Here is a 25054-nt window from a genome sequence, read left to right on the forward strand (position 1 = left end):
ACGATGAAAAACTACCGAACATCCCGACGGCAGCGTAAACAACGACAAAGAGAAATCTCTATCGTGATAATAAAATCACGAAGGCGAATGCTCATGGTTGCATATCTGTACAGGAGGTACGACAATCACATATTAGATAATAATATCTGTAACTGAATGACCAACCTCAGGACATCAAGTTATTGCAGATTAATATCTGCATGCATTTCAAGCCTTGCTCTTAATCTTTTGATTGTCTGACTGTGTAATTGGCTGATGCGTGTTTCTGTCACAGATAACAAGAGGCCAATCTCTTTCATATTAAGATCCTGCTGATAATACAGATTTAATAGAAACTGCTCTCGCTCGGGTAACTGCTGAATTTCTTCACTAATTTTCTGCATAAGATCTTTACGCAGAATATCGTTTAAAGGATTTTCCTCATCAGTTTGAAATTCAGAAAGTTCGAACCCTTCAACCCCATCTTCCATCAGCTCATCAAGCGAACATATCAGGCTTGAGTTTGTTTCCTGTAAAACAGTCTGGTAATCCTGCAGCGACATTTCCAGTTCCGCTGCGACTTCTTGTTCTGTCGCTGCATTGCCGGTTCGCTGTTCCACGCGAGCTATCGCTGCGCTAACTTCACGCGATTTTCGCCTTATGCGGCGCGGCGCCCAGTCATTTTCACGCAGTTCATCAATGAATGCCCAGCGAACACGCTGCGCCAGAAAAACTTTCAGTTTCACCCCCATACTGGGATCAAACTGATCGACTGCGTTCATCACTGCTATTGCACCAGCCTGCATCAGGTCATCCAGTTCAACCCCGGCAGGGAGTCGAGCTTGCAATTTAAGGGCTTCGTGGCGGACCAATCCGCCAAATTGCGCCCATAAATCACTCTTATTATATGTTACAGCCAGATTATATAACCCCTTCACTTTACCATATTCCGTATTATTACAATGAAGGCTTATTATTCGGCATTCCCGGGTAATCACATAGCCTGATAAAAGCGATTAAAGTGAAACATATCAGGACTTCAATAATCAAAGGTAAATTCATCTTTTATATACCTAATAATTATCCTGATATGTATCTTACTATTATTTTAATTTAGAATGATTCCCACTCATCATCTGACTGAATTGGTGTTTTTTTCGATACATCAGGTAATACATGTTTTCTGGTTTGTTTTTTAACATTCCAGGAACGTTTATCTTTTTCTTCTTCGACAACAAAAGAAGAAACCATATTATCCAATTCCCCGGCATTCGTTTCGACATCACTGGTGGTTTTAGCGGCCTGCTCTACCATCGCAGCATTTTGTTGCGTAACCAGATCCATTTCATTGATTGCCTGCGCAATCTGGCTTATGCCGATACTTTGCTCATCAGAAGCTGAGGTAATTTCTGCCATGATATCAGTAACCTGAATGACAGATTTGACGATCTCCTTCATCGATTCCCCGGCGACAACCATCTCCTGAGAACCGGTATTCATGTTGGCGACACAAGTATTAATCAGCAAACGAATCTCTTTTGCTGCATCTGCGCTACGTTTAGCCAGGTTGCGAACTTCACCGGCAACAACGGCAAACCCGCGCCCCTGTTCACCTGCACGCGCCGCTTCTACTGCCGCGTTCAACGCCAGAATATTGGTCTGATTAGCAATGCTGTCGATAACGCCGTTGATATCTGCAATCTGGCGGGAACTGTCTGATATTTCACGCATAATTCCGTCAAGATTACTCATCACATCACCGCCGTTGCGTGCGCTAATGCTGGCGCTTTCTGCAAGTTGTCTGGCGCTGTGGGCGTTATCGGCGTTCTGACGAACGGTGATTTTTAGCTCTTCCATACTGGCAGCAGTTTGCTGCAGTGCAGAAGCCTGTTCTTCCGTGCGTGATGACAAGTCATTGTTGCTACTAGCAATTTCATGAACATTATGGTAAATCTGCTTCACGCCGCCACGGATGCCATTAACCGTTTCCGTCAGCGACAAACGCATTTTTTCAACTTCAGCCAGCATTAAGCCGATTTCATTCAGATTACCAATTTTTGTCTGATGGCTCAGGTCGCCGCTGGCTATTGCCCTGAACGCCTCTTTTGCCATCTCAAGTCGTTGAAAAAGATTGCGTTTCAACCAGATCCGCGAAACTAAAAATATTACAAAGCCCAGCAATAGCGTAATCACCGAGATGGTGGTTATTCTTTGCGTTTCTATGTCTGACTCGACATTAAATTTGTTGGTAACACGAGCGGCTTCGTCCAGATAAGCGTCAATACTAGTGCGTAATGCATGTTGCACGTCCATATCGTCAGCAACGATATTGCCTGGATAATCTTCCGGATGCGTGATGAATCCCATTTTATTGGTTTCTCTGTCCAGAGCATCCTCAAAGCTTTTTTTGACAACCAGCGCCCGGTTATGTTCTTCCTGGGTGGTGAACGGCTTATCCATAAACTGGCTGATTAGCTTACGTGATTTATTTAACACATCACGATAAGTATCTATTTCATCCTGAGTAATTTCTTGTTTGGTAATATTGTGCATCATCAGCGAATTAATTCCGCTGAAACTGTCAAGCGTATAGATAGCCGCCATCATCAGAGATTCATTCTTATCCAGAGATAAGATGGCTCTGTCAAAATTCCTTGATGCGTTATTTGAGTTCACATAACTCAAACCGGATACCAACACGAGAAATAAGATGAACATACCCAGCAGGATATTCATCCAGGTCGAAATATTAAAGTGTTTTAACATGATTTCTTAACCAAAGTAAAAAATACCCTACTGGTAAGTGATTACCCTAATAATAGATATATTTCCCCTTCCCTGAATCAGGTCAGGGTTCAATATTTACCCAAGCGTTTTGAATATAGAAAGCTGCTGCATTGCCTGAAAAACGCTCATGGATGAATTTAAAGCAAATTCAGACATTTTCGATTCAGATAATACGCTGATCATGGTGTCCCAGTCAGAACCGGTTGATTCCTGCAGTCGACTCTGTACGGTAATCGCCTGAGTATCAGCACTGCTTCCCAGCGTTTCCAGCTGTTGCAGGCTTGAGCCTACACGCGCCTGGATTTTTCCCAGGTTATCAATGGCTTTATGTACATCAGTATTGGTTTGCCCAATGGTTGCTTCAAACGTTTTACGGTCAGCGTTGGTCGGGTTTTCCGGCAGATTATTTAACGCGTCAATGGTCTTCTGTAAGGATTGCAGGATATTATCGCCCGTTACCGCATCAGTCGGGAAAAGCGCATCACCTGTCGTACCGGTCTGCATTTCCGTACTGTCTGACACATTCTGTGTCATTGGCGTCGTACCGCCAACGTAGGTGCCATCGGCCTGAAACGGTGCAGCACCTGTTTTATAGCCCGCAAAAATGTACTGTCCATCGCTGTTTTTGCTGTTCGCCAGGTCGAGCAAACGGCTGCGGATCCCGGATAATTCTGTCGCCAGCGCTTCGCGGTCCGCTTTGCTGTACGTTTCAGATCCCGCCTGAACAATTTTGCCAGCAAGGTCTTCGGTCAGTAAGCCGGATATAGACGTCAGCGTGTTATCTTCCTGCCCGAGGGCATCCTGAGCATATTTTCTTGCAGTATCAAACTCGCCCAGACGTGAAAGCGCATTTTGATACATCACCGCCTGTGATGCCTGACCTGGATCGTCAGACGGTTTCAACAGAGTCTGACCGGCAGAAAGGCGCACGGAGAGATCGTTATAATTGGTCATGGCTTTAGACATACTGTCTAACTGACGCTGATACATAAAACTGGTGCTAAGGCGCATAGCGATTATCTCAAAATAGAATATGTCAGTGACGTATTATTTAAGGCTTAACAGTGTGTCAAAAAGACTGTTAGCTGTTTTAAGCACTTCGGCATTGGCCTGATAATATTGAGAAAACATCTGTAAGTTGACGTATTCCTCATTCATATCTACCCCTGAAACCGCCTGCTGTTGCATTGCCCACTGGTCGCAGGCTTTTCCGGCGGTATCCTGTTCTGCCTGAAGGGTGCTGACCGTCGATCCCACAGAACTTACCAGGTTGGCATAAGCACCGGTCAGGGTCATATCTCCGACAATCTTTTCATCCTTAAGACCGAGCAGTATCGCAATATTTTTGTTGTTGCTTTGGTCTGTCACATCTTGCGAGTCGGAGGCAGCAATTCCATCGCCATCGGTAATCGCCACTTTAATGCTATCTGCCGCGCCGGAAGCAGGATTCAGCGTAAAGCTGTCACCATCATTGGGTGTACCTGTCGGTGTCACGGTGATGCCGTCAAATGAGAGTGAACCACCAGGATTAACGGTTGGCGTAACGGCTTTACCCTCGCTGTTTTTCACTTCCCAGGCATTAGATGTGCCATTCCAGGTGATAGTATAATCTTCGGCATTAACCGCTGAGGCGTTATCTATGGTCACTCCCAGGGAAGCACTGCCGCTATTAGAGTTATAGCCTGTTGCCTGCGGAGCATCGAGACTGAAAATATCGCCACCGTGATTACCGTTATGATCATAGCCACCTTTATTGACCTCATTAAATCTCGACGCCATTTTCAGCGCTAACTGATTAAGCTGATTACGGGCATCGACCAGATCGGTATTACGGAATTTAAACAAACCGCCGAGATTACCTGTCGTGGCATTTTCATCCAGCAACTGGGGATTACCGGTGGCATCGATGTAAGCAACCTGCATCTGAGACGGATTTTTATCTGACGGAGTCGCTTTTAAATTGTAAGACTTACTGCCATTGACCAGTGACATGCCGTTTTGCATTGAGACATTCACACTGCCCGTGTCTTTATTTTCCGTGACATTAATGCCGATCTGCGTACTCAGTTTATTTAACAGTTGATCGCGTTTATCGAGTAAATCGGAAGGCATTCCGCCCGTCTGGCCATGAATCTTGTCGATCTCCGCATTCAGATTTGCTAACTGAGTGGTACAGGAGTTGATATCTTCAACGCTTTGACTGATTTGCGTGTTGGTATTTTTATCAAGGCCATTCAGAGTCTTGCTGTTAGAACGATACTGATTCGCCAGCGCTTCAAATTGCGACAATACACCCTGACGCGCAGCAGGATCGAGCGGGTTATCACTGACCGCTTCCATTGCCGTAAACATATTGCCAAGCGTCGTGGAGATGTTATTGGTATCATCCCCTAACATGTCATCAATCTGGCTGACCTGCTGGTAACGGCCCTGCATGGTGGTAAATTCTGTTGTTGCACCACGTACCTGATTATTCAGGAATCCGTCATACATGCGCTGAACGTCATCCACGGCGACACCATAACCAAAAAAACCATAATTAGTAGACTGGCCGCCCGCTTCTCCAAGCATAATGTTTTGACGGCTATACCCTGCCGTTACGGCATTCGTCAGGTTGTTTCCGACGACGTTAAGGGCACACTGCGCCGCGCTTAATCCATTCTGAGCCAGATATAATAAATTCATAAAGTACCCGCCATGTCGACGCTGATTGAAATCTTTAGGTTATAAAAACGCTGCTTTACTAATAAATCGGCCTGAGTGAAATTCCCTAAAGACTGTATTTAAAATATTGATGAAAGGTCCGTGTTATAGGCATTCACAGCATGCTCAGCCCGACCTTTAACTTGTTGAATAATGTTAATTAATTTATGTGCGTATGCAGGATCGGTAGCATAACCGGCTGACTGAAGCGCTTTTGCCGCCGCCTCTGGTTTTACGGCATTGCAGACATGTCGGTAACGCGGGTTATTAACCAGTAATGACGCGTAATCCTCCAGCGCCGCTGTATAAGACGGATAAACCTTAAATCGCGCTTTAGTCTTATTCGCCACCCCATGTTTATATTCGGTGGTGGTTATTTCCGTCGTTTCACCGTGCCAGTCAGATGCGGCTTTTATGCCAAACAGGTTATGGCTTGGTTTGCCGCTTTGTGTTGGGATTTCACGATTTCCCCAGCCTGATTCAAGCGCGGCCTGCGCAATAATAAGCTGATGCGGGATCCCACTTTTGCGGGCAACGGCCAGAGCAGGTTGCAGCAGGCGTGAAATAAAACCGCCCCCTTCCCGTAGTGCCGTTTCGGGTAGCTCCCGAACAGAACGAGGCACTAATTGCGATAGCGAGAAAGAATGCGCCGGTAAATGAGGCAGCGCCGCATTAAAATGCGACGTGGACGGGACATACGGCTGAGAAGTGGCGGTATGCGGATGAACACCACCGCCCATCTGGGCGACCATCTGATCCGCAAAGCCAAGTTTCCCCGTTTGCGCGATGTTCTGCGAAATTTGCTGATCGAACATCGAAGTAAACATCGAGGACTGTTGTGAATCCATCGCCCCGCTTCCCAACGAGGCATCGCGCATACTCTTCAGCATCATCTGTACAAACAACCCTTCGAGTTGTTGTGCCGCGGCTCTCAGACCGTTTGCCGAATTACTTTTTACGTCCCGCTTAAGCCCGTCAAGGCTATGTTCATCAAATGCGGCACCATTAGATATCATTGACAGGCTGTTCATTAATTGATCTCCAGGCGTGCGTGCAGGCAACCGGCGTCATTCATCGCTTGCAGGATCGCCATCAAATCATTCGGCGTCGCACCGAGACTGTTCAGCGCCCGTACTACATGGCTTAAATCGGCACTGGTGCTGACACGTTGCAAAGAACCGCCCTGCTCACGAACAGAGACTTGAGTTTGCGGCACAACTACCGTCTGTCCGCCAGCCAATGGCGTGTCCGGTTGACTCACCTGACTGGAATGGGCGATATCCACGCTCAGATCTCCCTGGGCAACAGCACAGGTATCAAGTGTGACATGGCGGTTTATGACCACCGACCCGGTACGCGAGTTAATAATGACGCGAGCATCTCCGGAACCAACATTCAGTGACAAATCCATCACCGCAGCCAGAAAACGGACTCTGGCAGCCTCGCCATTTGGCGCATACAGTTTTACTGTCCGCGCATCTTCAGCCACAGCTGCGGAATAGAAACGGCGATTAATGGTGTCGCTAATCTTCTGGGCAACAGAGAAATCACTCGCGTTAAGCAACAGTTTTAACGGGCGCTGGTTGGCGTAATCCATCGGTACTTCACGTTCAACGGTTGCGCCGTCGGTAATACGTGCGCCGTTGAGCTGATTCACCTGTACGCTGCTTCCGCGGCTCTGAGCTCCGGCGCCGGAAACCAGCAAATTGCCCTGCGCCAGCGCATAGATCTGATTATCCGCGCCTTTCAGCGGCGTCATCAGCAATGTGCCGCCACGCAAACTTTTGGCGTTACCCATAGACGAGACGACCACATCGAATTTTTCACCCGCACGGGCAAAAGGCGGCAGTTCTGCCGTTACCATTACTGCAGCAACGTTTTTCAACTGCATACTCGACCCAGGCGGGACGGTGATCCCCAGCTGCGAAAGCATGTTGTTTAGCGTCTGCGTCGTAAACGGTGTTTGCATGGTCTGGTCGCCTGTACCATCCAGACCAACGACCAGACCGTACCCCATCAGAGAGTTACCACGCACACCTGACAACGAAGCCAAATCGCGGATACGCTCTGCCCTGACCGACAGGGAGAGCATAATTAACAATAACAGGCCGGTCAGACGGGTAAATTTATGCCAAAAATAACGATTCATCACCGACACCTTTAGAACGGAGAAAGATTCAGGAACAGACGCTGTAACCAGCCCATTTGTTCGGCTTCGTTGATATAACCGTTACCAACATATTCGATACGCGCATCGGCAACCTGCGTGGAAACCACTGTATTGCTACCACTGATTGTCCGTGGGTTAACCACACCGGTGAAACGGATAAACTCAGTCCCCTGGTTTATCGCTATTTGCTTTTCCCCGACCACGCGCAGGTTGCCGTTAGCGAGGACATCGCTGACCGTGACGGTGAGCGTACCGCTGAAAGTATTTCGAGCAGCCGCACCGCCTTTACCCGAGAATTCATTTTTACCGCTGATCTCCGTATTAGCCCGATCGCCACCAAACAATCCTTCGATAAAGTGCGGGATTGTCTTGAATGAAAGCCCTGTCGAACCGCCATGAGAAGCATTGGCAGACGAACTTTTGCTGGCGCTGACATTTTCCTGCAACACGATGGTCAATGTATCACCCACATTTCTTGGGCGACGATCTTCAAACATCGGCTGAAAGCCATAGTTCATCGTGCCGCCAGGCTGAAAAATCGCGCCATTATTAGCAGGCTGATACGGGATCTGCGGCGTCACAGATGTTGCACCTTCGACCAACGGTTTATGAGGGATATACGCGCATCCTGAAAGAAGCGCGACCAGGGCAACATGCGTTAACAGACGCCGCAGTAAGCGGCCAGAATCTATCGGATAGGTCATAACGATCACATAATAAAAAAAAGCCGCGAAACCACCTGCGGCTCAAAGGCACAAATCAAAGCTGCGTTAAACGCTGCAGCATCTGGTCCGAAGTAGAGACAGCTTTGCTGTTAATCTCATAGGCACGCTGAGTCTGAATCATGTTGACCAGTTCCTCGGCCACGTTGACGTTCGACGTTTCCACGTAGCCCTGTCGCAGCGTACCTGCGCCATTCTGACCAGGTGTTGTTTCATTCGGTGCACCGGAAGATTGCGTCTCCCGGTACAGGTTTTCACCAATGCTTTCCAGACCGGTATCATTGATAAAAGTACTCAGGGTAAGCTGCCCAACCTGTTGTGGCTGCGCCTGCCCGGCAATGGTGACGCTGACAATACCGTCGTTGCCGATGGTGATAGATTTTGCATCCTGCGGTACGTTTATCGCCGGCTGAACCGGATAACCGCTGGAAGTCACCAGTTGACCGTTCTGATCAAGCTGGAACGAACCATCACGGGTATACGCTGTGGTGCCATCCGGCATCATAACTTGCAGGAATCCATCCCCTTCAATAGCCACATCTTTCGAGTTGTTGGTCTGGGCCAGGCTGCCCTGGCTATGAATTCGCTCAGTGGCCACCGGTCTTACCCCTGTTCCTAACTGTAAACCGGAAGGAATAGTGGTTTGTTCAGATGACTGAGCGCCCGGCTGGCGTAGCGTCTGGTACAACAGATCTTCAAATACAGCTCGCTGACGTTTAAAACCATTGGTACTTACGTTAGCCAGGTTGTTGGATATAACATCCATATTGGTCTGTTGTGCTTCCAGGCCCGTTTTTGCAATCCACAGGGAACGGATCATGCGTTATTACTCCTTACCAGTGATTAGCTGGCGCTCAATAACTGATTAGCGTTACGTTCATTGTCATCAACGGTTGTGATGACCTTCATATTCATTTCAAAGCTGCGCGCGGTGGTGATCATGTTCACCATTGAATTGACGGGGCTGACATTGCTGCCTTCCAGCATCCCCGGCATAAGCTGCAGACTCGTATCCGCCGCCAGCGAACTGGCATCACGGGTATGGAATACACCGTCATCGCCGTGCTGTAGTTCGCCTGGTAGCGCATTGACAATCTTGATGCGCCCGGTTTGCGCTACGGCTGACGGTTCTTCACCGGCACCCAACGCAGAAATGGTGCCGTCTGGCGCGATAGTTAACTTTGCCTGAGTAGGTACGGTCAGCGGACCACCATCGCCCATCAGTGGCAGACCACGGACTTGCAGTTGCCCGTCCGCCGTCATCTGGATATTGCCGTTTTTGGTGTAACCTTCGGTACCATCCGGCAGTTGTACTGCCAGCCACCCTTCTTTTGGCAGCGCGACATCCAGCGTGCGGTCGGTTTTTTCGACTGTTCCCGAGGAGTAGTCACTACCAGGAGTCGATTCGGTCACCAGCGTGCGGGTCGCCATTGACGGGCCGTCTACCGGAACGGCACGATAAGCGGCAATCTGTGCGCGAAACCCCGGCGTCGAGGCATTAGCCAGGTTATCAGACACCACGGCCTGGCGATCGAGGGCCGCCGTTGCGGCCCCCATAGCGGTATATATCGCGTGATCCATGTTTTGCTATTAACCCAGGTTAACCAGCGTTTGCAGGACTTCAGACTGTGTTTTGATGGTCTGAGAGTTGGACTGATAGTTGCGTTGGTAGACGATCATGTTGACCATCTCTTTACTCAGATCCACGTTTGAGGCTTCCAGTGCGTTACCGCGCAGCGTACCGAGGTTCCCGGTATCAGAAATCCCAACGACCGGCTGGCCGGATTCCGGGCTCGCAGACCAACAGTTGTTCCCTGCTGGCTGCAGCCCGCCTGGGTTATTGAAGTTAGCCAGAACAACCTGGCCCAGTAACTGCTGCTGCCCGTTGCTGTAAGAAGCAACAATCTGGCCGTTATCGCCAACGACATAACCCGTCATCGTACCCGGCGCATAACCCGTAGTTTCCGGGCTATCCATCGAGTTATCGGAAGCCTGCTGCGACAGTTTGGATAAATCGAGATCGAAGTTAAGTGCTGCGGCACCGTTGTACGAAGCGCCATCGACTTTCAGATTTGCGGGGGTCGTAACGAGCTTTCCGCTGGAATCAAATGTTATGTCAAGTTTTTGCGGTGTAGCGCCCGGAGCGGTAGAGTCATTAGAGTAGACGGACCATGTGTTATCTGCCGTTTTGACAAAATAAACATTAATGGCATGCTCATTACCCTGGCTGTCATACGCATTCACTTGGGTAGAATAGTTATAGGAATCGCCATCAGTCGTTTTAAACGGATGCGTTACTGTATCAATTTTTGTATTTCCGGAATCCAGGTTACCGCTCAGGCTACCTGCATTAGAGGCTTTTGCCGGCATCGCGCCCGTTGGGATCTGCAAAGGCCCGACCGGTGAACCAGCCTGGACAGTTGGCGGTGTACCAATGGCCATATAACCGCTCAGGCGCATCCCCTGACTGTTCACGATATAGCCATTGGCATCGGTCTTAAACTGACCGTTACGGCTATAGAATATTTTCCCCGCTTCGGTTTCCATACGGAAGAAGCCATTGCCCTGAATACCCATATCCAGCGGGCTGGCGCCAGCGCCAAGAACACCATCGCTGAAATTCTGATCAACGCCAGCGACCTGAACGCCCATACCGATTTGCGAACCTGCAAACACGTCGGCAAATGAAATAGAGCCGGACTTAAACCCGACAGTTTGCGAGTTGGCAATATTGTTGCCGACGACGTCCAGCGCCTGTGATGCGGCGTTTAACCCGCTAAGACCTTGTGAAAAACTCATTTTATTTCCCGAAAAACAACATAATGAAATTGATTATTCAATGAGATAGACATTGGCCAGCGTGGCCGTCTCATCATTACCTAACTGCAGAACAGCCCCTGTCTGGGTGAAAGAAACACTGTCTACTTTTGATTTTTTCAGCGACACGATGTCAGGAGTGCTGCCGTCCGGGTTGGTAGCGGAATACGAAACGGTAAAATTCGTATCGCTTACTGTGCGTGGATCGGAAGGCTCGAAATCACTGAGATCGTCCAGGGTATATTCATGCACGCCGGCTTTAACATCTTTCAATTTTCCGGTGTAAGCATTTCCTGCATCATCAGTCAGCGTGACAGTGACGTCGCTCGCATCCTGATTGACAGAGAGCGCAAACTGATTATTGCCACCCTGTGCGGTAGAAACAGTGGTATCACCTTCTACCAATACCTGGCGCCCTACCCATTCGGCAGCATTCATCTGCTGCATACTGGTGACCAGCATCCCGACGCTATTCACTGTGCCGTTCAACTGCTGCACACCCGCCGCCGTATTAAACTGCGCCAGCTGAGTCGTAAGCTGGTTGTTATCCATCGGATTGGTGGGGTCCTGATTCTGCATTTGCGCAACCAGCAACTGCATAAAGTTATTCATAATATCTTCGGCGCTGCTGCCATTGGTGGCGGAGGCCGCGCTATTACTGGTTGCTGCTTGACTGGCTTTATTAACTGCGGCAGAACTGCGTTGTGTCATGACGGGTAAAACCGACATTACTATTTCCTTACTGACCCAAAGTCAGTGTTTTGAGCATCATGGTTTTCGCGGTATTCATTACGTCGACATTGGCCTGATAACTGCGGGAAGCTGAGATGGTATTAACCATTTCGCCCACCACATCGACATTCGGCATATGGAGATAGCCTTTGTTATCTGACTGAGGGTTGTCAGGGTCATAGACCAGACGATCCGGCGCATCGCTTTCCACCACATCACTGACTTTCACTCCGCCGATCTCCTGATCCGCAGCATGATCAACGCTAAAAATGACCTGTTTGGCTTTATATGGTTTACCGTCCGGCCCGGCGATACTGTCGGCATTAGCCATATTACTGGCGCTGACGTTCAGACGCTGAGACTGGGCGGCCATCGCTGAACCGGAAATATCAAAAATACTTAGAAGTGACATAATTTTATTTATCCCTGACTAACAACCGTCATCATGTTTTTAATCTGTGATGTCAGAAACGTTAAACTGGACTGATATTTCACTGAGTTATCTGCAAAATTAACACGCTCGCGATCCATATCTACGGTATTACCATCAGCGCTGGGTTGATCGGGTATACGATAAAGAGGTCGTGGATCAGTCATTAAATGCGTACTGTCAGCAATATGTCTTTCAGAGGTGACCGTCAGACTCATATTATTGTCAGTCGCCTGACTGCGGTTAACGGCTTCCTTTAACTGTTGCGAAAAATCGATATCCCGTGCGAGATATCCTGGTGTATCAGCATTCGCGATATTAGAAGCAAGGATGCCCTGGCGTTGCGTCAGCAGACTCAACGCATGCTGCTGAAACCGGAATTCACTGTCGAGTTTATCCAGCATGAGATAAAACCTTTCTTGTTTATTAACAATATTGCGGTGCATTTTATGGTGAGAAGTCGAAAAAACCATAACGCAAATATGCGACAGCAATGACGTCAATTAACCAGATTGTTCCCCAAAATGGCATACAAAAAACACTTTGATATATTTTGAAATGTCTATCCTGCAAACAAACGCTTTTACGGCATCACATTAGCGAGTAAAAAAATTGCTTCTCAGGATATATTATTGTGCATGTCTTAAGTCGAAAGCTTTTCTGACGAAAGGTCGATAACAAATGTTATTTAAACGTTTACCCCTCGTTTTATTACTTTTCCTGATCGTTTATCTTAATCTGACAATCTTGGCTCATGCCTCACAGTCAACCGGTCAGTCGCTGTCGTCGCGTATCGCATTGCTGCTGGCCCCTTATAGTCAGGGAATGCCACAATTACAGGTTACGATCCTGACCCCTACCACTCAACTGGCAACACTTTGTGGAAACCCGGCATTACGTTTACCTGGCCATACAAAAAAACTAAGCGGCAATCACAGCATTATTGCCTCTTGCGGAACACATCAGAAATTCATCCAGGTTTCTGTAAGTGCCACGGCGACATACTGGCTGGCAGCACATGAACTTACACCTGGGCAAACGGTAAGTCAGAATGATATCCAGTCACAACGAGGGAATATTGACCATCTTCCAGCCGATCTCATCCTCGACCCACAGAAGATTATTGGTGCAACGCCAACCCGATGGATACAACCAAATCATCCTCTGACTTTCAGCGAACTACGCCAGCAATGGGTGATCCACACAGGTGAAAAAGTTGATGTGATGACCAAAGGCGATGATTATGAGATTCATACCACCGGAAAAGCATTAGACAATGCAACCCTCAGAGAGTCATTTCGCGTACAAATGCACTCCGGGCAAACCCTGCTGGCGACAGCCGTAGGTAACGGTAAGGCATTTATCAGCCAGAACGACTGACTTCAGTTATTTCCCTGTACGCCGATATACATAGTACCCATTCATTATTATTTCGAATCAGGATAACTATGAGTATCGAGCGTATTTGCCAGACCTCTCCTGTACAGGGAGCTGACATCCGACAATCAACGGATTCACGTCAGCCTCAACCGCAGGGTGGATCACTGCGATCCGACGATCAAGATGCCAGTGTGCATGTTGAATTAAGTCATCTGTCTGACAGATTTACCTCAGATGATTCCAACGATGTAGACCACGCCCGCCTCGCCAAAATCTCTGCGCAAATAGCCGCCGGTGAATTAACCCTGGACAGTGATCATATCGCCGCCCGGTTGGTTGATGAGATTATTCGATTTTCATAAACCAGGAGTAACAAAGTGAAAGTTCAGTTAGAAAAAAATCTTATTAAATTGCAAACACTTCTTGATGAACTGGAAGGTACCTTGCTGGAAGAAGTTTCCCAGCTCAGCCGCGCGAGAATAAATCCAGTCTCGCTTCAGGTTATCTCTGATAATAAAAGTCGTTTGTTGGCTGCAATTAATTTTTATGATGAAGAACGTAAGCATGCAGAAAAAAATGCACAGCTTTATATTCCTTATAAAAATAATGCCAGACTTGCCACTCGTTGGGAAGGGATTACTTTGGTGCTACGTCGTGCAAGTGATTTGAATCAAAGGAGTAATCAATTACTCGAAATCCATATGGAAAGAGTAACCACTCTGCGAAAATTAATAGTTCAGACTGGAAATATGCCATCACTTTATGGAGAAGACGGCGATCATTCTCATCATCACGTTGGAAATAGTTACCGGATTTCTGTATGAGTCTGGTGAAGATAGCAGCCAGAAAACCTCTGTCACTCCACGTCTTTATAATCGCCCCCATCCCTGCCATTCTGTGCATTTGAAATCCACAGATGGCAGGAAGATATGCGTATTAGTTTTCATTAAATCTCATGGCTTACATGTTCAATTGATTGTTCTTTCATTTTTTTGCTTGCGCGAGAAGGTGGAAAACACAGGCTACAGGTAAAGGTGTGCAAACTGTATCCTGGTGTTGTGACAAAACTGCCACCGCAACCGCAACAACGCGTCAATTCTACCATTCCGCAGTCAATGAAGCGTAACAGCGTCCAGGCTCTGGTTAAGCTCAGGATAGACTTCTCACCGGATTCCTTCTGAATCTGGTCCAGATACAGTCGGTAAGCTTTAAGCATGACTTCGACTGGACGGCCAAAGTTTTTCTTTTGCAAAAAGCGATAGATGTTATAGAAAATCGAAGAATGAATGTTCTGTTCCCATGACATATACCAGTCAGCAGAAAATGGCAGCATACCTTTTGCAGGCGAACACCCTTTAATTTCTTTATAAAGTCTTAATAACCACCGACGACTCAGATTCGTTTCACTTTCAAGAACCTGCATTCTTGCGCCAAGATTAATCAGTTCCATTGCAATTTGAGCATCCTTAACTTCATTAATAATGCTTTTATCACTCATAATCGTACCCTCAGATGGCAATGTTTTTCTGTTCGGACAATGAATCCAGTAATTCTGTGGAAAGAATAATTCCAGTGTGAATACGTTGCAGAGCATCAATCCTTGAATCTCTGGTTAAACAATTAAGTATCATTTCACTGTCTATACGTAAACGACAAATTAATTGTCCGGTAGACGATAATTTAATCAACTGAGGAAGAGATAAACCCACCAGAGATTCCATTGTCGCTTCATTTAGTCCCAGTCTGAAGCCGGCAGATATTTTATCCTCCAAAATTAATCGTTGTGCCAATAAAAGGTAAGTCAGATTCAAATCATGGATTGCTTGTGATTGTTCAGAAAGTTCAATCGCATTCATTATGTTATTTCTCCAGACAGACTCTTATTGAGCCCAGCTATTAATATTTAGACACAAAATAAAACATTATATTATCGCCTGATTCTACTGAACACATCAGGTTGGCTTACTGATAAATATTTAAAGATGACTGCTTCAAAATAATATCCTGGTGTTGGGAAACCTATGGTTTTCTGCTATTAAGTGCAAAAAATCATCTAACATATTATTTTAAAAGAAAAAAATCATAGTATATACGCAGACATGCCACTCTTATGATAGGTCGAGATGGCATCACAGCACTGTGAGGATGATTTCAATTTTACATAAAAGGTCATAACTCTTATGAATGGTGATAACTATGGGTTATTTCCAGAAAAGCAAAATGCCGTTGAGTTATTTCATGAGTTAGATTTTAAACAAATGATCTCGCTATCAAAAGACCTTAGGAATCATTTCATGATAAAATATTATTCTAATATAAACAAGATGTTACGTGTGTACTATAAAAACATTCCTAATGATATTTAAGTTGTAATTAAGTATCTTGTACTAACAAATGATACTTTACAGTAAATTCAACTGGCTTAGAGAGATTTCATTCTTAAAAGCTGTCATCCACCTTTCAGTTGAGTTATCAGACAAATACCCATTTTTGTATGCATTGCCGATTTTCGTTGATATCAGGTTATTCAGACAGGAAAGACAGTGAAGTGATAAACGTTGGCTGGAGTATCTCAGACGAAAACGTCAGGGGCTGCATCACCAGTCAGCAGGGAATAGCAGGACGAAAAGCGCCATGAAGAGCTCTTCAGACGTCTGGAAACAAAATGGGGTCCCGTAAATGGTTAAGCGACTAAAGACAAGGTCTGGCAGTAAAACAGAGGTTATGTAGTGGGCGACGACTATTGTGTCGGCTCTCTCTTTTTCCAACGGCGGGCTGACATGTGAAGAATCAGAGTGCGGTTATTGCTCTTGCCGTAGAATAGTGGTCACAATCATATGACCACTACAGTGACAGTATTCTGACAACGCTTTCCTTGACAGGCTCTTACTCCTATAGAGCTAAAAACACCCGAAACGAGCGAAATTTATACTAACTACCAGGCGCTATACCTTTCCCTTATACACTATATGGTACATACACCCATTCTCAGACCTACTTTTAGAAGTTCAATTCCACTATGAACATCCATTTTTTTCATCAGATTTAAGCGGTGTGTTTCAACAGTTTTATTACTGACGTCCAAAATTTTTGCGATATGTTTATTTGTTTGCCCATCTGCAATAAGTTGCAGAATTTGTCTTTCACGCATAGTCAGAAAATTACAAGGGACGGGTTTTCTTGTGACGGGCGATGTCTGAAGCAAACCATCATCGAAATAATGAGTATTATTATAAATATTTTCAATCGCGTGGTTTAAATTTTCAGGAGGACTGGTCTTCCAGACAACCCCCATAGCACCGGCATCAATGAATTTGTTTGCATCTATATATGGTTTTTTTTCCATATATGATATTAATTTTGATTTTATTCTCATAGAGTGTATCCAGCGTATAAGTTCAATGCCCCCCAGACCGTCAGAGAACTCACCAAGAATCAATACATCTGGCTGATATTGTGAACAATACTCAGCTGCACTCAGAGCATCAGTGAAGGTAGATGATACTTCATAAATAGATGGATACTTTGATAAGAATGTTACTATTCCCTTTAACATCAGTGGATATTTATCAGCTACCACCACACTAATTTTCTTCATTGTCTTCTTCCTTTTCCGGCAAATCCCTGGATCACCTTATAAATTTTAGGTGATTAACCCTATTGATTGTAAATAGGACTAGTTATATAGTCATGATGGAAATATGATTTATAGTTCATAACTACTTTTATATTTTTCTGATAATTTATTAATGACTAACTATGTGCTTAATGTAATAAGCTCTGTTTTTATTTTCATAAATATATGATCTCAATTTTTGTTGTTGTTATTCGTTCAATGCTATTGAGTTATTTTTTATGATGTTTATTTGTTGTTTAATACCTTCCAATTGTGACTTTTCTTCACACAGTTTTATCATCCAGTAACCTTTCTTGCTCATTCGTCTGTACAGATTATGCTGCTCCAGCAGCGCCTGATAGTCAGTTGAACCGTATTGGCTACCACATCAGTGTACTGTGACGTTTTGAGGCCTCTCACGTCTCTACAGCGCTATTTACAGGGTATTACAGGACGTCTTCCCGTCGTACGAGATGATGCGTACCGGTAGTAATCGTATGTGGCCTCAGGTTGATGATGATTGCCTGGCACACTTTACCTTCAGATAATCAGCTGATGTCTCTTGTCATTCCCGGGTTCTGGCGATGAACTTTTCTGCTCATTACTCATAATTACTTTATTCGTTTAGATCACAGTAGTTGATCCTAAGTAGATCCTTTTAAGATCCTAAATAGATCCCAGATCGCTGTAGCCTCCGTCAACATTGACTTCCGGGCGATCTTGATAAGCTATAGTTTGTAAATTATAAACTATAGCCTGCATTCATATATGCTGTAGCGAGATAAACCCAGGCTGTAGTTTGCAGTCTGTATAAGCTATAGTGAGCACTCTCTATAAAATTAAACGATAGCGATAATGTATTTTTTCTTTATTTTATAATGACATACGGATGCCCTTATAGATTTATACAGGTGTATACACAGGTTACGCACAGCATATCAACAGCTGTTTTCTTGTGCTATTAGCTCGGTTATATGGACTGGGTGCCCAAACTTGGAGCTGATTTTGGAAAAAGATATTGATATTAAAGATTTTTTTGATGAAGTAGATAAGCGAACAGGAGAAGTTGTATCTCTTACTCCGAACGCTAATAACACTGTACAGCCTGTTGCGCTAATGCGCCTGGGGGTATTTGTGCCTACCCTCAAATCGCTTAAAAACAGTAAAAAAAATACACTCTCAACGACAGATGCCACTGAAGAGTTGACCAGACTCTCACTTGCTAAGGCTGAGGGTTTTGACAAAGTGGAAATCATTGGCCCGCGACTGGATATGGACAATGATTTCAAAACCTGGGTGGGAATCATACATTCTTTTGCAAAACATAAAGTTATAGGTGATAAGGTTCAGCTTTCGTTTGTTGAATTTGTAAAGCTTTGCGGGATCCCGTCAAGCCGATCGTCTAAAAAGCTTCGTGAACGTATCAGCCCTTCCTTAAAACGGATTGCCGGGACAGTCATTTCGTTTACCAGCCAGACTAAAGAATATACGACGCATTTGGTTCAATCCGCGTACTACGACACAGCTAAAGATATCGTCATACTCCAGGCTGACCCCCGATTATTTGAGCTTTATCAGTTTGACCGAAAAGTTCTGTTGCAGTTAAAAGCGATAAACGCGCTTAAGCGGCGTGAGTCCGCGCAGGCTCTGTACACCTATATCGAAAGCTTGCCCAAAAATCCTGCACCTATCTCAATAGCGCGTTTGCGCGCCAGGCTAAACCTGAAATCGCCTGTTTTTTCGCAAAATCAGACGGTTCGCAGGGCAATGGAGCAGCTGAAAGAGATCGGATATCTGGATTACACGGAGCTGCAACGTGGACGGAGTGTGTATTTTAACGTGCATTATCGCAGGCCTAAGTTAAAAGCTCCCCGCTCTGATAGTGAAGCCTATGAACAACCTGAGCATACAAATGACTCGGTTGATCCTTCTCTGATTGAAAAAGTTAAGTTACTAGAAAAGCTGGGGATTGATCTCAAAGATTTGGAAGCTCTTTTGAACCTTCATAAAACATAAGCTGTAGTCAGTAGAATGGACTGAATACTCACTATAGTTTATGTTTAATCGGATAGTGTCTTTCGATTTTGCAACGCTGATATCTTCAGTTTTTTATATAACTAGCTGAAAATTAATGTGTTTTATACATCCCCTCTCATTCTTACATCAATAGTGGTGCTGTTCTGCATCACTATTGATTTCTTTTAAGCCTGGTTTTACATAGGATTTTGACGACCTTTGCTCTGCTCAATGGTGTTTGCATCAAGTTAAGGATTACTGATTTAAATATAATAAGTAATAAGCAGATTAAAAAGTAAACACAAATACTATTAATGCAATATAAATCAGATAGTTACTTGTTTTTTGCCTTAGTGCTTATACTCGCTATAGCTTATATTAATCTTAAAAATCGACACTACTCCCTCTCTATAGTTTATGTTACTACCTATAGCATAGGTTACTCTCTATAGTTTATATTGCTGCCTATAGTTTATTTAAATGAAACTAACGTACTGATATGCTGAGAAACATCAGCTAAAGAAAAGATAAAGACAGGAAAGCTCAGAGGCCAAAGTTCGGGACGTGGTTATCAGGTAAGAGTGTAAGAAAGCTGATAAAGTGCTTATGACACACTGTTATATTGGTTTGAGCGATGAGGATATAATGTTGTCTGATTAACGAAAGTGCCTGTTATATCTGTATCATTTATCATATGTATTTTTATATCTATATGTTATTTCAAAATAACAGAGCTAATCTGAAGATATCTCTTACAACATCTGTTCTCTCTATAGCTTATGCATCATGATCTGGTTCAGATTGCTTTGATAGCTCTGGCTTCTTGCTCTTTTGAGCGTACGAATGTTTGTGCAATTTAAAATCAATATATGAATAAACAATAAATAATTCAAAACGATAACTATATCCTGGCATTCTAGGTTAGAGCCTGGTGATGATCATACTTATGCTCATGCATATTAAAGATGCTTATTACTCACTGTAGCTTATTTATCCTTAATAAGTATGTTCTGTCTATAGTTTATCATAAGGACAATCCTTCATTATCCTGGTCAGCCAGAGTATAAGATTACTATCTATAGTATTAATTTGAATTGGTCTTTTATAGAAATGACATCAAAACTTGAACCGTCTTTTCTGGCTAATTACCCTTTAATTCTGTTATTCATATGTGTGTTATTCTTTTTTGATTCATATCAGTCTGTAAGTTGAAAAGCTTCCCCCATGATGTCGCCCGATTTTTAGCAGGCTATTTAATTGTTTTCTTCTTGTCATTATTAATTCATTCCTTACGTTCTTAGCCCGCTGTGTGAAGATAGCTTTTCTTTGATCGAGATGCTTAGTCCTTTTTTTATGTCATATGTGGAAAGGTACTCCATTTAATATGGCTGATATGTGGACGTAGTATCCATTTCTGCCATATTTCTCATTGGTAAAAAAAATTATAAAGTTATGTATGAAATAATAGTTTGCACTGAGTAACCGTGTGTCGATTTCACCCTGAAATCGGCAGTAAAAAACGCTATAAATCAAAGCTTTATTTGTGTTTTCTCTATGGCGAAATCACCAGGGTGAAGAGGGCTGAAATATCATTCAGTGATTGTTAACACATTATACCTATTGTGACTCTCGACTCATTGGCGCCGGAACTGAAAGTGGAATTTACGGATTGAGTTCTGACCTCAAATTTTTGGGCTATAAAGTCTGTTGATGCGCTTTTCTTACTGCCTGCAAATAGCTACCTGGTCGCTTTATCAATAAAAATCTCACTTAACATTGTTAAATGATGAAACGTTGTTATAAAACGCATCTGTTAAAGGTGTGGACCAACGTATGGTTAATGACTGACAGAGGAACCTTAAGTACACGAATGCTAATGTTGACGATTTCAACCTGAAATTTTTTGAAAAAATTCAGTAAATCAATGGATTGCTTACACTGAAGGTTGGCGAAAGATTTTAATCATCATGAATGAAAAAGGCGGTTCAGTAGAACATGAAATCGCTTTGTATAAGTCAGCATGACTAAATGGCAGATTACAGTAAGGCAACAACCTGATAGAAAAGAGCTTTATTTCGGAATGTAATGGCTACTATGTACCAATAATCCTTCATGTACTTTTCAGGTATGTAGGCAAAAAACGTTTAGATAAATACTGAACTGTTCACCTTGCGACAGTATTGCCATGATGGCTGTTTGACCCAGTTTTTATTTTATTAACGTTAACGTTGGAAAATCTGAATAAAAGAACCGTAAGGATTAAGCGTCGGGATCGCAACTGATGATGTGTTCTGTGCTTGTTAAGTCGTGTTAAGACATATCAGCTTAGTGTGCCGATCCTTTTGAAGGGAGAAAATCGCATATGTCAGAAAAATATGTCCAGGTATGCTCTACTGTATGTGCGATGAGTCATTTAGAAACCGCTGCATTGGATGGAATTGAAACGTATTCGACAAAATATCAGCTGGATGTTGCAGGGGTAAACGTCGATTTTTGCAGGGCTGATGCTATTGCTGATTATGCAATTCATAACTGTCTCAATATTATCATGCGTACAATTAGCCCTGATTTTGGCAAGGCGCAGAAAAAAGAAGCGAAGGTAATTGCTGGTTTATTAATGGTATCTTCGCAAATAGCAAAACTATCTGAAAGCGCAGAAAAAGAACTTGCTCAACAAAACTATGTTGAAGCATTGCGTCACCTGGTCTCACAGGCCTGTCTCAGTTTGAGTTTATTGGTATCTACAAATGATAAGTCTGGTTACGGCAACTACCGGCTATTATGCCGATTGCTGGATATAGCAAAAAATTCTGATTGCCGACAGCGGTTGTTGAAGAGGTTTCAGTTAGTAGACGCATACTTTACTATGTGTAGCGTTGACGACCATTGTGTAAAAAAATTAGGGATTAACGGGACATTAGCTTTTCGTAGTGAGACGTCATCACATTATTGCGATGACCTGCCAATACTGGTTCAATTTCCTGTTCAGGTGGTAGATGTAAGCAAAGAACCTTACGCTCTGTCACTTATCAAAAAATATCATTATCCGGCCTTCCCTGAATCCACAATTGAAGGTGATTTTGTTGTTAATGCTCGAATCGCAGAAAAATTAGAGAAAACTCGCCAACAAGCTTTAATACGTTCAAAACGTTACCAGAAAGCAAATGATAAGCTCAATGAAGCAATTAAAATATTACTGCACGATATAACGCGAGGCATTTCTGGTATTTTCGAACTGAATGGGGGAGAGGGGGATTTTAGGGAAATTTATCAATATATAGATGTTGTAAAAAAGGAAAATGAAAACAGAAACGAAGAGTATCAAAAGTGGCAAAAATCATCCTTGCAATATATAGAATATGCGAAAAAATTATTAGATAACACATTGATTATACAGAATAATATACAGAACATCTTTGCGATAGTTGCAGGGTTGGAAGCATTGGGTACTGATTATGTTACAGTAATGGAAAAATATCTTGAATCAAAAGGTTTGATAATAGATGGTAATGATAAAATCAAATCAAAATTCAGGATCCCTGCTATCTCATTAAATGGAAATTTAATAGAATACAATATTGAATGCGGTTCAGTAATATCTATTCTTGCTGAGGCTGAACGTTGTTATTCAGGTAGTGAGAAAACTAAATTTATATGTAAGAGTAATGATGTTATTCCTGTAGTTGATCCTTCTCTTTATTTTGAAGTTAAACAGATCATTGAGTTAGTAACTAATTATAAGAATAGTGCTTCTGAACTTATAAGGTCTATTAGCTCAGGTTGATTTGGCTGTTACTGATTATTTATAAGAACCCGAGCAGCTAATGTCTGGCTCATATCTTTCTCTATTCCTGATGTTATGGATGACTTGCTGATCAGGGGCTCATGGGCAATGCCTGACTTAGCGTTGACTCATTAACCATTTGAATAACTCCCCGGTAATTACCCGAATTGACATAAATGTGCCATTGGTAGAATATTCCAGTGCTGTAGTAAATCTGCGGCCGGGATTAGCCTCCCGACAATCATCGTGCCATATACCGCATTAGCGGTTTTTTTATGCCCTAAGCATGGTCACTTTCGCATATGATGGGTGTACAGGGGCGAAGGCATTCGCGCCGGTTTCATGATGTCCGGTAGGCTAACCCTGTACGGCTCACTACTTTCTCAATACCTTCGCATCGATATCAACACATAACGCTTAACGTGGATTTGTATTGATTAACTAAAACTGGCCATCTCTCAACCAGTTAAGGTGATTCAAGATAGCGTGTATCCAGGACCACCGCGTTTATACCCATGGTGGGCAGCTGGCAACTAACTACCCCTGTTCTTTCGTGAGCCGCCATCAGGCTATAGTCCCATCATTACACCCTTCATGTGTTGTTATTGTTGCGATACTTTTTACGCCATCGGCTGTCATGTTCTGTGGAGAGCATATTATCTCTGTTCAGATGGCCAACGACACTTTCTGGTTACCTACCGTTTAGCGCATGACCTCAACCCTTTAGAATTTTCCCCCTGGGCCGATTTGTACAGTGAGTCAATGTACATTGCGGCAGCGATCCTCATTGCAGTCGTATAACCACTGAAGAAGGTATGTTATGTCCCGGTCCATGATTATTGTAAATCAAAGTAAATATGTTGAGATGAGAAGCAATACATCACAGTTATTGTGGGATGAGGTAGCGTACACAATCACAGTAATGGCGACTGTATTTATGGGGAAGTTACCTTGCCTTAACATCATTTGGGATAAGCATCTTCCCGAAGATATCGTTTACAGATGATTTCACCGATGAACTCTATTTCTCATAATTATACAGCGAACAACATGTTTCTGAATGCGGGAATCATTTCCTGGAGTCTGGCATTATTTTTCTGGTATTCAGGAAAGTTTTTTATCGCAGTGATATTGTTTTTTCTCATAATTTTTTCTTTCTCAACGCATTTTTTACAGAAAAGGATACTCATGATGTTTAACAAATCTAAGGCAGCAAAAGATAAATTAGAAATACTTTCAACACCGGAAAGTGTTGTAGACGTCGGTAGTACTGTAAAAAAAATGGAAAACAGAAATTCAGCTAATGAGACAGGGACAGATAGCACGGTTATTGCCAGTGATGTCGTCTTTGATGGCAATATAAATTCTAATAAACAAATATACATCTATGGTTGTGTGAATGGGAACGTAATTGCTAAGGATGGGTTGGTGAAAATAATGCGCAATGGTGTCGTGGAAGGAAATATTACCAGCCGGGAGTTAATTGTGGATGGTAATATAAAAGGGCATTGTCAGTCTGATTCTGTTGATATTTATGAAAATGGCCGTCTGGATGGAACATTGGTTTATATTTCTTTATCTATTAAGAAAGGGGGTGTTTTTACAGGTAAAGCTGAAGTATTAACTCAGGCTCCCGTAAAACAAAAAATTGTCGAGCTAAAAAGTGAGAGCGTCACTGTTGTTCCAGAAAAATGTGCATCACGCGAGAAGCGATAATCTGCACATGGTTGCAATTTAAGAACTGTAACTGGTGAAAGTGCCTGGTCAGGATTTACAACAGACAGGTAATCGATTCCTGCTATGAACGTTAAACGCTTCAGATTTCCTGGAGCATAAAAACGAGCGAAATGCAGTAAGGTTGTACCTCAAACGTCCTCATTCGTACGGTCTGGTGTTGCAGACAGGTTTGGTAAGGATA

At 43.8% G+C, this 25054-nt stretch carries 22 protein-coding genes and 1 pseudogene; 6 read left to right on the plus strand and 17 right to left on the minus strand.

Annotated features, from left to right (window positions below):
- Nucleotides 1-179 precede the first annotated feature (179 nt).
- From D9734_RS18340 to flgB, 13 genes are all read right to left on the minus strand, one after another.
- Nucleotides 180-917, minus strand: a complete 738-nt coding sequence (locus D9734_RS18340; protein ID WP_130209525.1) for an RNA polymerase sigma factor FliA — start codon at nt 915-917, stop codon at nt 180-182.
- A 175-nt stretch (nt 918-1092) separates the two neighbouring features.
- Nucleotides 1093-2745 (minus strand): methyl-accepting chemotaxis protein, encoded by a 1653-nt coding sequence (locus tag D9734_RS18345; RefSeq protein WP_130209527.1) that lies wholly within the window; start codon nt 2743-2745, stop codon nt 1093-1095.
- A gap of 96 nt (nt 2746-2841) precedes the next feature.
- A complete protein-coding gene (gene flgL, locus D9734_RS18350) occupies nt 2842-3777 on the minus strand; it encodes a flagellar hook-associated protein FlgL (protein WP_130209529.1) in 936 nt (311 codons plus the stop codon).
- Nucleotides 3778-3813: 36 nt separating this feature from the next.
- On the minus strand, nt 3814-5451 hold the full coding sequence (flgK, locus tag D9734_RS18355) for a flagellar hook-associated protein FlgK (protein ID WP_130209531.1): 1638 nt from the start codon (nt 5449-5451) through the stop codon (nt 3814-3816).
- A gap of 98 nt (nt 5452-5549) precedes the next feature.
- Nucleotides 5550-6500, minus strand: a complete 951-nt coding sequence (gene flgJ / locus D9734_RS18360; RefSeq protein ID WP_165382767.1) for a flagellar assembly peptidoglycan hydrolase FlgJ — start codon at nt 6498-6500, stop codon at nt 5550-5552.
- On the minus strand, nt 6500-7561 hold the full coding sequence (locus D9734_RS18365) for a flagellar basal body P-ring protein FlgI (RefSeq protein WP_276319617.1): 1062 nt from the start codon (nt 7559-7561) through the stop codon (nt 6500-6502). Before D9734_RS18365 ends, flgJ begins: the two co-directional genes overlap by 1 nt.
- A gap of 68 nt (nt 7562-7629) precedes the next feature.
- A complete protein-coding gene (locus tag D9734_RS18370; RefSeq protein WP_130209535.1) occupies nt 7630-8343 on the minus strand; it encodes a flagellar basal body L-ring protein FlgH in 714 nt (237 codons plus the stop codon).
- A 55-nt stretch (nt 8344-8398) separates the two neighbouring features.
- Nucleotides 8399-9181, minus strand: a complete 783-nt coding sequence (gene flgG / locus D9734_RS18375; protein WP_130209537.1) for a flagellar basal-body rod protein FlgG — start codon at nt 9179-9181, stop codon at nt 8399-8401.
- A 23-nt stretch (nt 9182-9204) separates the two neighbouring features.
- A complete protein-coding gene (locus D9734_RS18380; protein WP_130209539.1) occupies nt 9205-9942 on the minus strand; it encodes a flagellar basal body rod protein FlgF in 738 nt (245 codons plus the stop codon).
- Nucleotides 9943-9951: 9 nt separating this feature from the next.
- Entirely contained in the window at nt 9952-11160 is a 1209-nt protein-coding gene (gene flgE / locus D9734_RS18385) for a flagellar hook protein FlgE (protein WP_130209541.1), read from the minus strand.
- 33 nt (nt 11161-11193) lie between these two features.
- Nucleotides 11194-11907: a flagellar hook capping FlgD N-terminal domain-containing protein gene (locus D9734_RS18390; RefSeq protein ID WP_130209543.1), complete on the minus strand. Its 714-nt coding sequence runs from the start codon at nt 11905-11907 to the stop codon at nt 11194-11196.
- A 10-nt stretch (nt 11908-11917) separates the two neighbouring features.
- Nucleotides 11918-12322: a flagellar basal body rod protein FlgC gene (flgC, locus tag D9734_RS18395; protein ID WP_130209545.1), complete on the minus strand. Its 405-nt coding sequence runs from the start codon at nt 12320-12322 to the stop codon at nt 11918-11920.
- An 8-nt stretch (nt 12323-12330) separates the two neighbouring features.
- Nucleotides 12331-12744: a flagellar basal body rod protein FlgB gene (flgB, locus tag D9734_RS18400; protein WP_130209651.1), complete on the minus strand. Its 414-nt coding sequence runs from the start codon at nt 12742-12744 to the stop codon at nt 12331-12333.
- Nucleotides 12745-13021: 277 nt separating this feature from the next.
- On the opposite strand from flgB, the gene flgA reads away from it, so the two are divergent.
- From flgA to flgN, 3 genes are all read left to right on the plus strand, one after another.
- Nucleotides 13022-13720 carry a flagellar basal body P-ring formation chaperone FlgA gene (gene flgA, locus D9734_RS18405; RefSeq protein WP_130209547.1) on the plus strand — a complete coding sequence of 233 codons (699 nt, stop codon included), beginning with the start codon at nt 13022-13024 and terminating at the stop codon, nt 13718-13720.
- A 68-nt stretch (nt 13721-13788) separates the two neighbouring features.
- The gene (gene flgM / locus D9734_RS18410) at nt 13789-14082 is read left to right on the plus strand and encodes a flagellar biosynthesis anti-sigma factor FlgM (RefSeq protein WP_130209549.1); all 294 of its coding nucleotides are present in this window, start codon (nt 13789-13791) and stop codon (nt 14080-14082) included.
- Between the two features lie 15 nt (nt 14083-14097).
- On the plus strand, nt 14098-14544 hold the full coding sequence (flgN, locus tag D9734_RS18415; protein ID WP_130209551.1) for a flagellar export chaperone FlgN: 447 nt from the start codon (nt 14098-14100) through the stop codon (nt 14542-14544).
- 122 nt (nt 14545-14666) lie between these two features.
- Here the strand turns inward: flgN and flhC are convergent, their stop codons facing one another.
- From flhC to D9734_RS23595, 4 genes and pseudogenes are all read right to left on the minus strand, one after another.
- Nucleotides 14667-15218 (minus strand): flagellar transcriptional regulator FlhC, encoded by a 552-nt coding sequence (flhC, locus tag D9734_RS18420; RefSeq protein ID WP_130209553.1) that lies wholly within the window; start codon nt 15216-15218, stop codon nt 14667-14669.
- Between the two features lie 10 nt (nt 15219-15228).
- Entirely contained in the window at nt 15229-15576 is a 348-nt protein-coding gene (gene flhD / locus D9734_RS18425) for a flagellar transcriptional regulator FlhD (RefSeq protein WP_130209555.1), read from the minus strand.
- A gap of 1109 nt (nt 15577-16685) precedes the next feature.
- The gene (locus D9734_RS18430; RefSeq protein WP_130209557.1) at nt 16686-17318 is read right to left on the minus strand and encodes a response regulator transcription factor; all 633 of its coding nucleotides are present in this window, start codon (nt 17316-17318) and stop codon (nt 16686-16688) included.
- 325 nt (nt 17319-17643) lie between these two features.
- Nucleotides 17644-17790, minus strand: a pseudogene (locus D9734_RS23595) (IS3 family transposase); the annotation flags it as partial.
- A 569-nt stretch (nt 17791-18359) separates the two neighbouring features.
- On the opposite strand from D9734_RS23595, the gene D9734_RS18435 reads away from it, so the two are divergent.
- The 3 genes from D9734_RS18435 (at nt 18360) to D9734_RS18445 (ending at nt 24852) form a co-directional block, all read left to right on the plus strand.
- Nucleotides 18360-19352: a RepB family plasmid replication initiator protein gene (locus D9734_RS18435; protein WP_130209653.1), complete on the plus strand. Its 993-nt coding sequence runs from the start codon at nt 18360-18362 to the stop codon at nt 19350-19352.
- Nucleotides 19353-21714: 2362 nt separating this feature from the next.
- Nucleotides 21715-23136 (plus strand): hypothetical protein, encoded by a 1422-nt coding sequence (locus D9734_RS18440; RefSeq protein WP_130209559.1) that lies wholly within the window; start codon nt 21715-21717, stop codon nt 23134-23136.
- A 1188-nt stretch (nt 23137-24324) separates the two neighbouring features.
- Complete coding sequence (locus D9734_RS18445) at nt 24325-24852, plus strand: polymer-forming cytoskeletal protein (RefSeq protein ID WP_165382768.1); 528 nt, start codon at nt 24325-24327, stop codon at nt 24850-24852.
- The last annotated feature ends 202 nt before the right edge of the window (nt 24853-25054 follow it).

The organism is Escherichia sp. E14S1, assembly GCF_004211995.1.
Lineage (GTDB): Bacteria > Pseudomonadota > Gammaproteobacteria > Enterobacterales > Enterobacteriaceae > Escherichia.

What these genes read in the sequence shown, in the direction of transcription:
- D9734_RS18345 (WP_130209527.1), bottom strand. Translation starts at nt 2,745, where the DNA reads ATGTTAAAACACTTTAATATTTCGACCTGGATGAATATCCTGCTGGGT.
- flgL (WP_130209529.1), bottom strand. Translation starts at nt 3,777, where the DNA reads ATGCGCCTTAGCACCAGTTTTATGTATCAGCGTCAGTTAGACAGTATG.
- flgK (WP_130209531.1), bottom strand. Translation starts at nt 5,451, where the DNA reads ATGAATTTATTATATCTGGCTCAGAATGGATTAAGCGCGGCGCAGTGT.
- flgJ (WP_165382767.1), bottom strand. Translation starts at nt 6,500, where the DNA reads ATGAACAGCCTGTCAATGATATCTAATGGTGCCGCATTTGATGAACAT.
- D9734_RS18365 (WP_276319617.1), bottom strand. Translation starts at nt 7,561, where the DNA reads ATGCTCTCCCTGTCGGTCAGGGCAGAGCGTATCCGCGATTTGGCTTCG.
- D9734_RS18370 (WP_130209535.1), bottom strand. Translation starts at nt 8,343, where the DNA reads ATGACCTATCCGATAGATTCTGGCCGCTTACTGCGGCGTCTGTTAACG.
- flgG (WP_130209537.1), bottom strand. Translation starts at nt 9,181, where the DNA reads ATGATCCGTTCCCTGTGGATTGCAAAAACGGGCCTGGAAGCACAACAG.
- D9734_RS18380 (WP_130209539.1), bottom strand. Translation starts at nt 9,942, where the DNA reads ATGGATCACGCGATATATACCGCTATGGGGGCCGCAACGGCGGCCCTC.
- flgE (WP_130209541.1), bottom strand. Translation starts at nt 11,160, where the DNA reads ATGAGTTTTTCACAAGGTCTTAGCGGGTTAAACGCCGCATCACAGGCG.
- D9734_RS18390 (WP_130209543.1), bottom strand. Translation starts at nt 11,907, where the DNA reads ATGTCGGTTTTACCCGTCATGACACAACGCAGTTCTGCCGCAGTTAAT.
- flgC (WP_130209545.1), bottom strand. Translation starts at nt 12,322, where the DNA reads ATGTCACTTCTAAGTATTTTTGATATTTCCGGTTCAGCGATGGCCGCC.
- flgB (WP_130209651.1), bottom strand. Translation starts at nt 12,744, where the DNA reads ATGCTGGATAAACTCGACAGTGAATTCCGGTTTCAGCAGCATGCGTTG.
- flgA (WP_130209547.1), top strand. Translation starts at nt 13,022, where the DNA reads ATGTTATTTAAACGTTTACCCCTCGTTTTATTACTTTTCCTGATCGTT.
- flgM (WP_130209549.1), top strand. Translation starts at nt 13,789, where the DNA reads ATGAGTATCGAGCGTATTTGCCAGACCTCTCCTGTACAGGGAGCTGAC.
- flhC (WP_130209553.1), bottom strand. Translation starts at nt 15,218, where the DNA reads ATGAGTGATAAAAGCATTATTAATGAAGTTAAGGATGCTCAAATTGCA.
- flhD (WP_130209555.1), bottom strand. Translation starts at nt 15,576, where the DNA reads ATGAATGCGATTGAACTTTCTGAACAATCACAAGCAATCCATGATTTG.
- D9734_RS18430 (WP_130209557.1), bottom strand. Translation starts at nt 17,318, where the DNA reads ATGAAGAAAATTAGTGTGGTGGTAGCTGATAAATATCCACTGATGTTA.
- D9734_RS18440 (WP_130209559.1), top strand. Translation starts at nt 21,715, where the DNA reads ATGTCAGAAAAATATGTCCAGGTATGCTCTACTGTATGTGCGATGAGT.
- D9734_RS18445 (WP_165382768.1), top strand. Translation starts at nt 24,325, where the DNA reads ATGATGTTTAACAAATCTAAGGCAGCAAAAGATAAATTAGAAATACTT.